This window comes from Amycolatopsis sp. NPDC098790 (assembly GCF_044759945.1).
Classification (GTDB): domain Bacteria; phylum Actinomycetota; class Actinomycetes; order Mycobacteriales; family Pseudonocardiaceae; genus Amycolatopsis.
Window position 1 is genome coordinate 439,957 of record NZ_JBIWAI010000007.1, and the last position, 13,857, is coordinate 453,813.

At 71.1% G+C, this 13,857-nt stretch carries 10 protein-coding genes; 4 read left to right on the forward strand and 6 right to left on the reverse strand.

Annotation, left to right across the window (positions count from 1 at the left end; all coding sequences use genetic code 11):
- Window positions 1-8 precede the first annotated feature (8 nt).
- Window positions 9-500 carry a SigE family RNA polymerase sigma factor gene (locus ACIQWX_RS42855; RefSeq protein ID WP_400884093.1) on the reverse strand — a complete coding sequence of 164 codons (492 nt, stop codon included), beginning with the start codon at window positions 498-500 and terminating at the stop codon, window positions 9-11.
- A 137-nt stretch (window positions 501-637) separates the two neighbouring features.
- Here ACIQWX_RS42855 and ACIQWX_RS42860 point away from each other — a divergent pair, with 137 nt between their 5' ends.
- On the forward strand, window positions 638-4,180 hold the full coding sequence (locus ACIQWX_RS42860) for a S8 family peptidase (protein WP_400884094.1): 3,543 nt from the start codon (window positions 638-640) through the stop codon (window positions 4,178-4,180).
- A gap of 156 nt (window positions 4,181-4,336) precedes the next feature.
- Here ACIQWX_RS42860 and aceB read toward each other — a convergent pair whose 3' ends face one another.
- Together aceB and aceA are read right to left on the reverse strand one after the other, a co-directional pair.
- Window positions 4,337-5,944 carry a malate synthase A gene (gene aceB, locus ACIQWX_RS42865; RefSeq protein ID WP_400884096.1) on the reverse strand — a complete coding sequence of 536 codons (1,608 nt, stop codon included), beginning with the start codon at window positions 5,942-5,944 and terminating at the stop codon, window positions 4,337-4,339.
- 94 nt (window positions 5,945-6,038) lie between these two features.
- Window positions 6,039-7,319 (reverse strand): isocitrate lyase, encoded by a 1,281-nt coding sequence (gene aceA, locus ACIQWX_RS42870; protein ID WP_400884098.1) that lies wholly within the window; start codon window positions 7,317-7,319, stop codon window positions 6,039-6,041.
- A gap of 228 nt (window positions 7,320-7,547) precedes the next feature.
- Between aceA and ACIQWX_RS42875 the strand changes: the two genes are divergently transcribed.
- Window positions 7,548-8,972 (forward strand): short-chain fatty acyl-CoA regulator family protein, encoded by a 1,425-nt coding sequence (locus tag ACIQWX_RS42875; RefSeq protein ID WP_400884100.1) that lies wholly within the window; start codon window positions 7,548-7,550, stop codon window positions 8,970-8,972.
- On the opposite strand, the gene ACIQWX_RS42880 is transcribed toward ACIQWX_RS42875, so the two are convergent.
- Both ACIQWX_RS42880 and ACIQWX_RS42885 read right to left on the reverse strand, forming a co-directional pair.
- Window positions 8,962-9,948, reverse strand: a complete 987-nt coding sequence (locus ACIQWX_RS42880) for a hypothetical protein (protein ID WP_400884102.1) — start codon at window positions 9,946-9,948, stop codon at window positions 8,962-8,964. The genes ACIQWX_RS42875 and ACIQWX_RS42880 overlap by 11 nt on opposite strands.
- Window positions 9,945-10,430, reverse strand: coding sequence for a SigE family RNA polymerase sigma factor (locus ACIQWX_RS42885; RefSeq protein WP_400884104.1), 486 nt, complete (start codon window positions 10,428-10,430; stop codon window positions 9,945-9,947). Before ACIQWX_RS42885 ends, ACIQWX_RS42880 begins: the two co-directional genes overlap by 4 nt.
- An 89-nt stretch (window positions 10,431-10,519) precedes the next feature.
- On the opposite strand from ACIQWX_RS42885, the gene ilvA reads away from it, so the two are divergent.
- A complete protein-coding gene (ilvA, locus tag ACIQWX_RS42890; protein WP_400884106.1) occupies window positions 10,520-11,776 on the forward strand; it encodes a threonine ammonia-lyase IlvA in 1,257 nt (418 codons plus the stop codon).
- A gap of 20 nt (window positions 11,777-11,796) precedes the next feature.
- A complete protein-coding gene (locus ACIQWX_RS42895; RefSeq protein WP_400884108.1) occupies window positions 11,797-12,363 on the forward strand; it encodes an NADAR family protein in 567 nt (188 codons plus the stop codon).
- 1 nt (window position 12,364) lies between these two features.
- Here the strand turns inward: ACIQWX_RS42895 and ACIQWX_RS42900 are convergent, their stop codons facing one another.
- Window positions 12,365-13,738 carry an alpha/beta fold hydrolase gene (locus ACIQWX_RS42900; protein WP_400884109.1) on the reverse strand — a complete coding sequence of 458 codons (1,374 nt, stop codon included), beginning with the start codon at window positions 13,736-13,738 and terminating at the stop codon, window positions 12,365-12,367.
- Window positions 13,739-13,857 lie beyond the last annotated feature (119 nt).

Below are 13,857 nucleotides of genomic sequence, written 5' to 3' on the forward strand. Positions count from 1 at the left end.
TCCCTCCTTCAGCTCCGGCTCGCGGCGACCAGCGCGCGCAGCGAGTCGAGCCCGCGCGCGGTCTGGCTCTTGACGGTTCCGGGCGAACAATCAAGGATCTCGGCGGTCTCTTCGACCGACAGGTCGCAGTAGTAGCGCAGCACCACCGCGGCCCGGCGCCGCGGCGGCAGCGCGTCGAGCAGCTCCAGCAGGCCGAGCCGTTCGACGACGTCGTCGCCGGGCAGCACGGCTGGTTCCGGCAGCGTCTCCGCCGGTTCCTCGCGCCGCCACGCCCGGGCCTTCTCGTCCAGCCACGTCCGCACCAGGATCCGGCGCACGTACGCGTCGACGTGCGCCATCCGCCGCGCCCGCGGCCAGTGCCGGTACAGCTTGCCGATCGTGATCGACACCAGGTCGTCGGCGAGGTGCCAGTCCCGGCACAGCAGGAAGGCCGTCCGCCGCAGGACGTCCATCCGGGCCGTGACGTAGTCGCGGAACCCCGCCTCTTCCGACCGTTTCACGCGTTCCTCCTCGTCGCCCCCACACCTACCTCAACGGGACCGGGGCGCACCGGGGTTGCTTCGAGATCCGGGCAACCCGCGGGCGCGCGGGAGCCGTTCCTCCAGCCGAGGGACCCACGACAGTGAGGAAACATCCCATGAAACGACCACTCATCGCGCTCTTCGCGGTGACCTTGGCCGCGACCGTGCTCACCGCGCCGGCCGCCGCGGCCGCAGGCGAACCACCCGTGACGCCCAGCCGGATCACGCTCGTCACCGGTGACCAGGTGCTCGTCAGCGGCGCGGACGTGCGAGTGCTGCCCGCCCGCCGGGACCGGCCGGTGCCGTTCCAGCAGTACACGCGCCGCGGCGACGCCTACGTCCTGCCCGGCGACGCCGCCGGCCTGGTCCGCTCCGGACGGCTCGACGAGCAGTTGTTCAACGTGACTGGCCTGCTGCGCCAGGGCTACGACGACGCCCGGACACCGCACGTGCCGTTGCTGGTCCGCCAGGCGGGGCCGGCGATCGCGGCCCGGACCGGCGTCGCCGCGCGGCCGTCCGCGCTCGGCTACACCGCCCTCGACGAGCCGAAATCAAGCGCCGCGGCGTTCTGGAACCGGCTCGCGACGGAACCCGCGACGCTCGCGGCGGGCACCACGAAGGTGTGGCTGAACGCGAAGGTGCACGCCACCCTCGACCAGAGCGTGCCGCAGATCGGCGCGCCCGCGGCGTGGCAGGCGGGCCTGACCGGCCGCGGCGTCGAGGTCGCCGTGCTCGACACGGGGATCGACGCCGGGCACCCGGATCTCGCCGGCCACGTGGCGCGGAGCAAGGACTTCACCGGCAAGGGCAGCGTCGAAGACGGCGCGGGCCACGGCACGCACGTCGCGTCGACGATCGCCGGCTCCGGCGCGAAGTACCGAGGTGTGGCGCCCGACGCCACGCTCGCCGTCGGCAAGGTCCTCGACGACGCCGGCAACGGAACCTTCGACCAGATCCTCGCCGGCATGCAGTGGGCGGTGACCGAAGCGCACGCCCGCGTCGTGAACATGAGCCTCGGCGGCGGGCCGTCCGACGGGACCGACCCCGTGTCCCAAGCCGTGAACACCTTGTCACGCCAGTACGGCACGCTCTTCGTCGTCGCCGCGGGCAACTTCGGGCAGGACGAGTCCGTCGCGACGCCGGCAGCGGCCGACGCCGCGCTCGCCGTGGCCGCAGTGTCCAAAAAGGACGTCCTCAGCCCGTTCTCCAGCCGGGGACCGCGGATCGGCGACGGCGCGGCCAAGCCGGACGTCGCGGCGCCCGGCGAGTCGATCACGGCGGCGTGGCCCGGCGGCGGCTACCAGGAGCTGGACGGCACGTCGATGGCGTCGCCGCACGTGGCGGGTTCGGCGGCGATCCTCGCCCAGCAACACCCCGACTGGACCGCCGACCGGCTGAAGGCGGCCCTCACCAGCACCGCCGCGCCGGTCGACGCGGGCCCGGCCGCGGTCGGCACCGGCCGCGTCGACGTCGCCCGCGCGACGACCACGACCGTCACGGCCACCGGCAGCGCCTCGGTGTTCCTCCCCTGGCCCAACCGCGGAACCGCCAAGAGCGCCGCCGTGACCTGGTACAACTCGGGCGCGAAGCCGGTGACGTTGACGCTCGAGTCGTCCGTCGAGGGCCTCACCTTCCCGGCGAGCGTGACCGTGCCCGCGGGCGGCAGCACCCCCGTCGAACTGACTTTCTCCGCGCGGGACGGGCACCCGGGCACCTTCTCCGGCATCCTCACCGCGCGCGGTGACGGCGTCAGCACCCGGACTGCGTTGTCGCTCAGGCAAGAGGACGAGACGTACGACCTCACCGTCGGTCTCGTGAACCGCGACGGGAAGCCGTGGACACCGACGGGCTACCCGCCGGTGACGATCGTCGACCTCGACAGCGGCGCGCTCACCCAGGGCGAGCCGGGCACGTTCCGGCTGCCGCGCGGCCGTTACGTCGTCAACAGCGTCATCGAAACGCCGCAGCCGGGCCAGGAACCGTCGTACAGCTTCATCACCCACCCCGAACTGCTTCTCGACCACGCCGTCACGCAAACGCTTGACGCCCGCGACGGCCGGCCCGTGTCGCTCGAGCCGGACAACCCGGCCGCGCGTGGCGGCACCCACGCCGTCCAGCGGCTGAGCCGGATCACGGCCTGCGCGTGCGTCTTCTCCAGCGGGTTCGACCTCGACCCGCGCTTCCAGGAAGCGTTCGCCGCGACCGTCCCGGGCACCTCGTCGCCGACCTTCGCCTTCAGCCAGACGCGCCGGGCCACCCAGCCCGACCTGGAGCTGACCGCCGACGACGGGCAGCCGTTCGCCGTCCGGGGCGTCTGGCTGGAGTCGGCCGCGCCGGCCGGAACCAGCACGCTTCCGGTTGTGTCCGGCGGCGCCGGCACGCCCGAAGAGCTCGCGAAGATCGACGCCCGCGGCAAGCTCGTCGTCGTCCGGTTCCCGGTGGGCATCCCGATCGACGAGGCCTATCGACGGTTGGCGGACGTCGAAAAGGCCGGCGCGAAGCTCGGCATGGTGGCCCTGTCCGGCGACGCGGCCGCGACCACGGTCCTCGGCGGCCAGTTGCCGGCGCTGACCCTGCCGGTGATCTGGAGCGGGCAGAGCGTCACCGGGCAGCGGTTCACCGAGCTGGCGAAGGAGGGCGGCGCATCGGCGACGGTCGTCAGCCGGCCGTCGCCGGAATCCCGCTACGAACTCGCCGACGGCGTCGAAGGGCAGGTAAGCGCTTCCCGCGTGCAGCGGCCGAAGACCCGCGATCTCGCCGAGGTGCGCACGGCCTACCACGACGGCGCGCCCGGCCAGGTCCGGTACGTCGCCGGGCACGAGTTCTTCGGCAGGCTGGTCGGGTACGGATACACCGAACCCGTTGCCGCGCAACAGGAACGCGTCGAGTACTACTCCCCCGGCAAGTGGGACGCGGTGTGGACGTCCGGGTTGCGCGGCGAAATGACCGAGGACCTCGACGTCGAAGCGGGCCGGAAGTACCGGCTGGCCTGGAACAAGGCGGTCGCCGGGCCATCACTGCGCGGGCTGACCGTGACGCACTCGGGTGAGCAGCCGCGGCCGTGGGCGTGGCGCAAGGACGGCGTCTTCGACGTGTGGCTGCCGATGTTCGGCGACGCCGCCGGACGCCCGCGTACCCCCGATTTCGGGGAGCCGGGTTCCATAACGCTCTCAAGGGACGGCGTCGCGATCCCCGTCGAGCCGTCGGGAGCGCCGGCGCAGGCGACGATCCCGGTGCCGGACGCCGACGGCGCGTACCGGCTGACCGCGGACGTCCACCGGCACGCCGACTGGTGGCCACTGTGGACGGACGTCACGGCGGAGTGGACGTTCCGATCGTCGGCCGCCGCGGACGGCAAAGCATTGCCGCTTCTCACCGTCCGGTTCGATCCCGCGGTCGATGTCCGCAACCGCGCACCGGGCAACCGCGTCTTCACGTTCCCGGCGTTCGTGGAGCGGAGCGGACGCACACTGTCCGTCGAAACGTCCACAAACGACGGACAGACTTGGCAGCCGGCGCCGGCCCTGAAGACCGGTGACCACTGGACGATCGTGGTCCGGCACCCGGCGAGCGGGTTCGTCTCACTCCGGGCGAGCGCGGCCGACGACGACGGGAACACCGTGCGGCAGACCGTGATCCGCGCCTACGCGGTGGGCTGAACGTGAACTGACCCGGCGACGGGGAGCCACCGTCGCCGGGTCAGTCCGGACCCACACCATCCCAACAGTGTGGAATCCGGCCGCCCCTCGTCAGGTAGGGGCGGCCGGCCGCTCGAAGCACTCGTTACCGCTGAGAGCACATCGAACAGAGCCCTGCTACCGGGCGTCCGTGAGGTACCGCGCGTAGGCACCCGTGGTGAGGAAGCTCGGCAGCTTCTCCCCCAGCGCGGTTTCGGTGAAGATTTCGTACGCGTCGCCAAGGCGGTTCTCCGACCCGAGTTCCGCGCGCACCGACGCCAGCTCGTCGTCCAGGAACTCGACCGCCAGCTCGCGGGTCAGCGCGGTGCCGTCCTCGAGCTTCGTACCGTTGCGGATCCACTGCCAGACCTGGCACCGCGCGATTTCCGCGGTGGCCGCGTCCTCCATCAGGTTGTGGATCGCCGCCGCGCCGGTGCCGCGCAGCCATGCGTCGACGTACCGCAGCGCGACGTTGATGTTCGCGCGCACGCCCGCTTCGGTGACCTCGCCGCCGGCGCTCGCCACGTCCAGCAGGTCCTCGGCGGTGACGTGGACGTCTTCGCGCAGCTTGCCGAGCTGGTTGGGCCAGCCGCCGAGCACGCCGTCGAAGACCTCGCGGCAGATCGGGACCAGACCGGGGTGCGCGACCCAGGAGCCGTCGAACCCGTCGCCGGCCTCGCGTTCCTTGTCGGCGCGGACCTTTTCGGCGGCGATCTCGTTGACCGACGGGTCCTTGCTCGGGATGAACGCGGCCATGCCGCCGATGGCGTGCGCGCCGCGCTGGTGGCAGGTGCTCACGAGCAGTTCGGTGTAGGCACGCATGAACGGCACGGTCATCGTGACCTGCGCGCGGTCCGGCAGCACGAAGTCGGCGCCGTGCGCGGCGAAGTTCTTGATGAGGCTGAAGATGTAGTCCCAGCGGCCGGCGTTCAGGCCCGCGGCGTGCTCGCGCAGCTCGTAGAGGATCTCGTCCATCTCGAACGCGGCGGTGATCGTCTCGATCAGCACGGTGGCGCGGATCGTGCCGCGCGGGACGCCGAGTTCGCGTTGCGCCATCAGGAAGACGTCGTTCCACAGCCGCGCTTCGAGGTGGTTCTCCAGCTTCGGCAGGTAGAAGTACGGGCCGACGCCGCGGGCGAGCAGCTGGCGCGCGTTGTGGAAGAAGTACAGGCCGAAGTCGACCAGGCTCGCCGAAACCGGACGGCCGTCGATGCGGATGTGCTTCTCCACCAGGTGCCAGCCGCGCGGGCGCGCGACGATCGTCGCCGGGTCGTCGCCGATGGTGTAGCGCTTGCCCGCATCGGTCGTGAAGTCGATGTTGCGGCGGATCGCGTCGTAGAGGTTGATCTGGCCGTCGATGACGTTGTGCCACGTCGGCGACGTCGCGTCTTCGAAGTCCGCCAGCCAGACCTTGGCGCCGGAGTTCAGCGCGTTGACCGTCATCTTGCGGTCGGTCGGGCCGGTGATCTCGACGCGGCGGTCCTCCAGGCCCGGCGCCGTCGGGGCGACCTGCCACGACCGGTCCTCGCGGATCCGGCGCGTCCCGGGCAGGAAGCCGAGCGGCTTCTCCCCGGACTGCAGTTCCTCGCGCCGCACGCGGCGGGCGTCGAGCAGCTCGCGCCGGCGGCCGGCGAACGTGTTGTCCAGCTTGGCCAGGAAGTCGAGTGCCGCCGGGGTCAGGATCTCCGCGAACCGGCCCTCGACCGGCCCGGTGACCTCGATGCGGTAGTTCAGCCGATCAACCATGGGGTGCCTCCACGAGCTGTGCAGGGAAGGAGAAGAAGGGAGGGACGCGGCCTGACGGCGGGAGGGGGGTGCCGCCGTCAGGCCGCGGCCGGGATCAGTGGAACTGGGCTTCTTCGGTGGAGCCCTTGAGCGCGGTGGTCGAGCTCTCCGGGTTCAGCGCCGTCGCGACGTTGTCGAAGTAGCCGGTGCCGACCTCGCGCTGGTGCTTGGTGGCGGTGTAGCCGCGGCTCTCCGAGGAGAACTCGCGCTCCTGCAGGTCGACGTAGGCGGTCATGCCTTCGCGGGCGTAGCCGTGCGCCAGGTCGAACATCGAGTAGTTCAGCGCGTGGAAGCCGGCGAGGGTGATGAACTGGAACTTGTAGCCCATGTGGCCGAGCTCGCGCTGGAACTTCGCGATCGTCGCGTCGTCCAGGTGCTTCTTCCAGTTGAACGACGGCGAGCAGTTGTAGGCCAGCATCTGGTCCGGGAACTTCGCCTTGATGGCCTCGGCGTACTTGCGCGCCACCTCGAGGTCGGGCTCCGAGGTCTCCATCCAGAGCAGGTCGGCGTACTGGCTGTAGGCCAGGCCGCGCTCGATGCAGGGCTCGATGCCGTTGCGGACCTCGTAGAAGCCCTCGGCGGTCCGGCCGCCGGTGAGGAACTGCTGGTCGCGCTCGTCGACGTCGCTGGTCAGCAGCGTCGCGGCCTGCGCGTCGGTGCGGGCGACGACCAGGGTCGGCACGTTCAGCACGTCGGACGCGAGCCGCGCGGCGTTCAGCGTGCGCTCGTGCTGCTTGGTCGGGATGAGGACCTTGCCGCCGAGGTGGCCGCACTTCTTCTCGGACGCGAGCTGGTCTTCCCAGTGCACGCCCGCCGCGCCGGCGGCGATCATGCCCTTCATCAGCTCGAACGCGTTGAGCGGGCCACCGAAGCCGGCCTCCGCGTCGGCGACGATGGGGGCGAACCAGTCGATGTCGGTGTTGCCCTCGGCCCAGTTGATCTGGTCGGCGCGGCCCAGCGCGTTGTTGATGCGGCGGACCACGGCCGGCACCGAGTTGGCCGGGTAGAGGCTCTGGTCCGGGTAGGTCTGGCCGGACAGGTTGGCGTCGGCCGCGACCTGCCAGCCGGACAGGTAGATCGCCTGCAGACCCGCGCGGACCTGCTGGACGGCCTGGTTACCGGTCAGCGCACCCAGCGCGTGGATGTAGTCCTCGGTGTGCAGCAGGTCCCACAGCTTCTCCGCGCCGCGGCGGGCCAGGGTGTGCTCCTCGACGACGCTGCCGCGCAGCTTGATCACGTCTTCGGCCGAGTAGGAGCGCTGCACGCCCGCCCAGCGGGGGTCGTTCGCCCACTGCGCCGCCAGCTCCGCGGCCGCCTGCTTGGCCTGTTCCGTCATCGGTTCTCCCGGTGTTGCGAAGTTTGCGATTGCTCGCCTTGCCTGATCCGACCCTCGCACAGCTGGGAAAACCCGGTCCAGTTGGCCAACTTGCCAATTTATGTGAAGCGTACGTACGCTCTTTGCAAAGGTTGCGAATCGCCGGGTTCGCATCTGATCGAAAATCCGCGTTCTTGACCGTTCACGTAACCGTTCAGGACCGGAAACCTTCCGGAGAGGTGGGCAAGAATGGAGAAGACTTTCGCCGGAGCGCGGTTGCGCCATCTGCGCGAAAGCCGGGCGATGAGCCAGGCCGACCTCGCTCGTGTGCTGGAGATCTCACCCAGCTACCTCAACCAGATCGAGCACAACTCGCGCCCGCTGACCGTGCCCGTGCTGCTGCGGATCACGCAGGCGTTCGGCGTCGACACGGAGTTCTTCGCCAACAACGACACGTCCCGGCTGGTCGCCGACGTCAAGGAAGCCCTGCTCGACGAGGTCCTCGGCGTCGACGTCACCACCGGCGAGCTGAACGAGCTGGCGACGAACCTGCCGGCGATCGCGCAGGCACTGGTCAAGCTGCACCGCAGCTACCGCAACGCCGTCGAGAGCACGGCCGCGCTGACCACGGAAAACGGCCTGGGCCTGCACGGGAGCGCGGCGGCGCCGCTGCCGCACGAGGAGGTCCGCGACTTCTTCTACGAGCGCGAGAACTACGTCGCCGAGCTGGACGAACGCGCCGAGAAGATGGCCGCTGACATCCCGCTGCAGCGCGGCCAGGTGCTCGGCGCGCTGAAGGAACGGCTCTGGCAGCGCTACGGCGTCGAGGTGACCAGCGACGGGATCGACGAGTCCGCCGGTCAGCAGCACCGCTACGAGCCGGTGACGCGCGTGCTGCGGCTGGCGCCCAGCCTGCGGGTCGGGCAGCAGGCGTTTCGCATGGCTTCGCAGATCGCGTTGCTCGAGTACGACGACCTGATCACCGAGCTGGCCGACTCGTGGGCGTTCTCCGGACCGGCCGCGCGCTCGCTGGCCCGCGTCGGCCTGGCGAACTACTTCGCGGGGGCGCTGATCCTCCCTTATGGACCGTTCCTGGCCACGGCCGAGCGGTTCCGGTACGACATCGAGCGGCTGTGCGACCACTACGGCGTCGGCTTCGAGACCGTGTGCCACCGCCTGTCGACGTTGCAACGGCCGAAGCAGCGCGGGGTGCCGTTCTCGTTCGTGCGCGTGGACCGGGCGGGGAACATGTCGAAGCGCCAGTCCGCGGCGGGCTTCCACTTCTCCCGGGTCGGCGGCGCCTGTCCACTGTGGAACATCTACGAGGCGTTCACCCAGCCGGGGAAGATCCTGACGCAGATCGCGACGCTGCCGGACGGCAAGAGCTACTTCTGGATCGCGCGCACGGTGTCGCGCAACATCGGCGGGTACGGCAGCCCGGGCAAGACGTTCACGGTGGGCCTGGGCTGCGAACTCCGCCACGCGGGGCGGCTCGTCTACTCGACCGGGCTCGACCTGGACGAGCCGGCCGCCGCGACGCCCATCGGGATGGGCTGCAAAGTCTGCGAACGGCCGGCCTGCTCCCAGCGCGCGTTCCCGACGATCGGCAAGCAGCTCACCGTCGACGAGAACACCAGCACTTTCGTCCCCTATCCGGCGGTGCCTAAGGGCTGATGACGTGCGTCGTCCACTTCGACTCGTCCGGACCGAGCAGCGTGAGCCGGTTCAGCAGCTCCTGCGACGTGATGCCCGCGGCCTTCGGCTGGTCGATCCCGACGCACGCCTTCAGCCCGTTTTCCGTGACGCACCGAGGCTCGCCGAGGCCGTCCGTCGGGGCGCCCGGCGGTCCGACGTTGATCGTCACCAGCGCGCCGTTCGCCGAGTACTGCAGCACCAGCCGCCACGGGACGCCGTCCTGGTCCGGTCGCCGCGACGTGTAGGCGTCGGACAGGCGGAAGGACGGCGGGAGGCTGCTGATGTGCAGCGGTAGCGGCACCGGCTTGGGTCCGACGGTCACCTCGCTCGCCACCCGCACCAGCACCTGCTGCAGGTCGGGGCGGGCCAGGTAGTAGGTGTGCAGCTGGGCCCACCGGCCGTCCGGGGTCGGCCAGCGCAGGTAGCTGTCGCCGTGGTTGAGCGGGTCGTTCGCGTCGGCCGTGATCCAGTGGCCGTCGCGGCCGCCGACCTTCTGCGGGACCTGGTGCGGTGTGCCGCTCAGGTCGCGCGGTGCGGCGGGTTCGCGGTCGTAGACCGACAGCCAGATCATCGGGGCCAGGTCGCCGCGGCCGATGGCCAGAACCGTGTCGCCGTGTCCGCCGGCGGCGTACTCGATGCCCTTGACCTCCTCCGGCAGCCAGCCGAAGCTCGCCTTCGCGACCAGCGGGTTGTCCGTCGGCGCCGGTGCCGGCGCGACGGGAGCGGGCTGCGGCAGGACGGCCGGCGGTGCGGGCGGTGGCGTGGGCTGGAAGACCGATACGGCCGTCAGGCCCGCCGCCGTCACCACCGCGGCACAACCCACGACCAGCGCCGTGGTCCGCGCGCGACGACGGCGTCCCCCGTTCCGGCGGGCGCGGTCGAGGTCGATCCGGGGCGGCGGCGCGGGCGCGTCGGCGAGTTCCTTCAGCTTGGTGGCCAGCTCGTGGTCGGTCATGCTCGTCCCTCCCGGATGGGGTCGCCCAGCAGCTCGCGCAGCGTTTCCACGGCCTTCGCGGTCTGGCTCTTGACGGTGCCTTCGGAGCAGGCCAGCGCCCGTGCGGTGTCTGCGACCGAAAGGTCGCCGAAGTAGCGGAGGACGACGGTCGCGCGCTGGCGGGCGGGCAGCCGGTCCAGCGCGGCCCGCAGGTCGAGCGCCGCTTCGACGTCCGCGATCGGCGCGGGCTGCTCGCCGGTGTCGCCCAGGTTCACCCGCCGCCACCACGACGTCCGCTGTTCGGCCAGGTAGACGTTGACCAGCGTCCGGCGCGCGTAGCCGTCGAGGTTGTCCGCCCGCGCGGCCCGCGGCCAGCTCGCGTAGAGCCGGGTGATCGCCGTCTGGACCAGGTCGTCGGCCCGGTGCCAGTCGCCGCAGAGCAGGTACGCGACCTTGCGGAACCAGCCCGACCGTGCGGTCACGTACTCGGTGAAGTCGTCCACCGGCGCCCCCTTGTCCTGTTCGTCACCCCTTTGATGCGCCCGGAGGCCCGGGCGGTTGCCCGGCACGCGCGAGTCGTAGATTCAGCAGGGTGCACGACATCGACACGGTGACCGCGGCGACCATCGAGAAGGCCGCCGAGCGGCTGGCCGGGGTGGTGACCCGCACGCCGCTGGAGCCCAGCGCGCGGCTGTCGTCCCGGGTGGACGCCCAGGTCTGGGTGAAGCGCGAGGACCTGCAGACCGTCCGGTCGTACAAGATCCGCGGCGCGTACAACTTCATCGTCCAGCTCGACGAGCCGACCCGCGCGCTCGGGGTCGTCTGCGCCAGCGCCGGGAACCACGCCCAGGGCGTCGCTTACGCGTGCCGCCGCCTCGGCGCCGACGGCCGCGTGTACGTCCCGGGCACCACGCCGCGGCAGAAGCGCGAGCGGATCGCGACGCTCGGTGGCGCGCACATCGAGGTCATCGTCGTCGGCGAGACGTACGAAGACGCCTTCGCCGCGGCCAACGAGGACGCCCAGCGCACCGGCGCGACGCTCGTGCCGGCGTTCGACGACGTCCGCACGGTCGCCGGCCAGGGCACGGTCGCCTTGGAGGTCATCGAGCAGCTCGGGTTCGTGCCGGACGTCGTGGTCGTCCCGGTCGGCGGCGGCGGGCTGCTCGCCGGCGTCGGCAGCTGGCTGCGCGAACGCCACCCGGACGTCCGGGTCGTCGGCGTCGAACCGGCGGGCGCGGCGTGCATGGCGGCCGCCCTTTCGGCCGGGCACCCGGTGCGGCTGCCCGAGCTGGACTCGTTCGTCGACGGCGCCGCGGTGCGCAAGGCGGGCGCGGTCACCTACCCGCTGATCCGCGAGAGCGGCGCCGAGCTGACCGCGGTCGCCGAGGGCGCGATCTGCACCGAGATGCTCGCGATGTACCAGTCCGACGGCATCATCGCCGAACCCGCGGGCGCGCTCGCCGCGGCGTCGCTCGGCTCGGTGGTCCAGGTCGAGCCGGGGCAGACGGTCGTCGTCGTGGTCTCCGGCGGAAACAACGACGTCAGCCGCTACAGCGAGATCCTCGAACGCTCGCTGATGCACGAGGGGCTGAAGCACTACTTCCTGGTCGGGTTCCCGCAGGAGCCGGGCGCGCTGCGGCGGTTCCTCGAGCAGGTGCTCGGGCCCGAGGACGACATCACGCGCTTCGAGTACGTCAAGCGCACCAACCGCGAGATGGGCCCGGCGCTGGTCGGCATCGAAATCGCCCGGCCGGCCGACCTCCCCGGGCTGCTGGCGAGGATGGACGCGAGCCCGTTGCAGGTCGAGCGGATCGAGCCGGGCAGCCCCCTGTTCCACTTCCTGCTCTGACCGCGTGGTCCACTAGGCGGATGGTGAAGGTCGACGGTGTCCGCAGTGTCGAGGCGTTGCGCGAAAAGGTCCACGAGGGTGCGGAGCCCGAATACCTGCTGTTCTACGGGCACGCGCCCTCGAAAGCGGGCCGGGTCACGGCGAGCTGCCTGAGCCAGTGGTGGGTCGACCCGTTCGAGGCCGACGGCGTCGAGTACCCGACCGCCGAGCACTACATGATGGCGGGCAAGGCGCTGCTGTTCGGCGACGTCGAGAAGGCCGAGCTGATCCGGCAGACCCCTGACCCGAAGACGGCGAAGGTGCTCGGCCGCGAGGTCGCCGGCTTCGAGGCGTCGACGTGGGAGCGGCACCGGTTCGACATCGTCGTCGACGGCAACCTGGCCAAGTTCAAGGCCCACCGCGACCTGCGCCGGTTCCTGCTCGGCACCGGCGACGCGGTGCTCGTCGAGGCGTCCAAGAAGGACCTCGTGTGGGGCTCCGGTCTTGCGCGCGAGGAGAAGAACGCGACCAAGCCGGACTACTGGCGCGGGCTGAACCTGCTCGGCTTCGCGCTGATGGAGGTCCGCGACCAGCTGCGGGCCCGCTGAGTCACACCGGTGCGCCGGGGCAGGACTTCGCCGTCGTCCGGCCCGTGTCGAAGAAAGTGACAGCGGCGTCGGCGCAGGGCAGCGAGGACAGCGAGCCGTGGACGTCGTCCTCGACGATCATGAGGGTGCCGCCGATTTTCTGCTGCATCCGCAGCGCCCAGCCGATGGGCGTGACCGGCTCGTAGAGGTGGCCGACGAGCTGCAGCGGGCTTGTCCCTTTTTCGAACGACCACGGCCGCGCGGCCAGTGGCCAGCCGATGCAGAGCTGCTCGTAGAGGCCGTAGCCGCCGGCGACGGGGAGCCGGGCCATCCGATCCAGACGGTGCTGCCAGACGGTGTCGAAGTCCCGCGGGCTCGGCGACTCGTTGCAGAGCAGGGCCGTCTGCTGGAAGTGGTTGAACGCTTGCGGCTCGCCGTCCCAGCTCATCGTGGTCATCTTCTCGGCTGCGCCGCCGTCGCGGATGGCGGCGAGCTGCTTCGCCAGGCCGGGCCATTCGCGCCGCGGGTTGGCGAGCATGCCGTTGACGGTGGCGCCGTGCCGGTCGCGCAGGTCGAGCAGGGCTTTCGCGACGACGGGTTCGGTGGTCCCGAAGTGGTAGACGCCGTCGTAGCGGGCGATCCACGACGCGAACTCGTGGAAGGTGTTCTCGCCGGCGGTCGCCTGGTCGTCATCCATTTCGGTGACACTCAGCTCGGGCGGCATGACGGAGTCGAGCAGCATCTTGTCGACGTGGTCGTCGAAGAGCGACCGGTACTGCGCGCCGAGCGCGGTGCCCCAGGAGACGCCGTAGTAGCCGATCTTGTCTTCGCCGAGGGCTTGCCGGATCAGGTCCATGTCCCGGGCGATGGTCGGCGTGGTCAGGTTTCGGACGAAGGCGGGGTGGGCGTCGACGCACGCCTGTCTCGCGGCGGCCGCTCGCTCGGCGGCTTCGCGGGCCTTGTCCTTGTCGGGCTCGGGCTCCGGGAAGTCGACGGCGCACGGCAGATCGGCGCTATAGCCGACGCCGCGCGGATCGAACCCGATGAGGTCGTGGTGGGTGCCGATACCGCCGGCGCGACTGTCGGCGATGGTGCGCGGCATGGTCAGGCCGGACTGGCCGGGGCCACCGGGATTCAGCAGGACAGCGCCGGTTTTCGAACCGGTCGCCTCGACCCGGCTGACGGCGATGTCGATTTTCGGACCACGCGGGTCGGCGTAGTCGAGCGGGACGGCCACGAGAGCGCACTCGGTGCGCCGATCGTCGGAGTCCCAGCCCTTCGCGACGGCGGAGCAGAGCTGCCAGGAGAGCCCACCGCCCGCGACGGCGACGGCCGGGACAGCGGGCACCAGCGCCACGGCGGCGAGCAACGGGACGGCGAACCGGGTGATCGACATGGCCTCAGGCTGCCGGGGCGGGCGTTCCGGGAGATCGGCCGATCAGCCGATGGTCACCGCCGAACGGCCGGGACCGAGCTCAGCTGACAGACGCTGGTGGGGCGGCCGAGTCGTAGTCG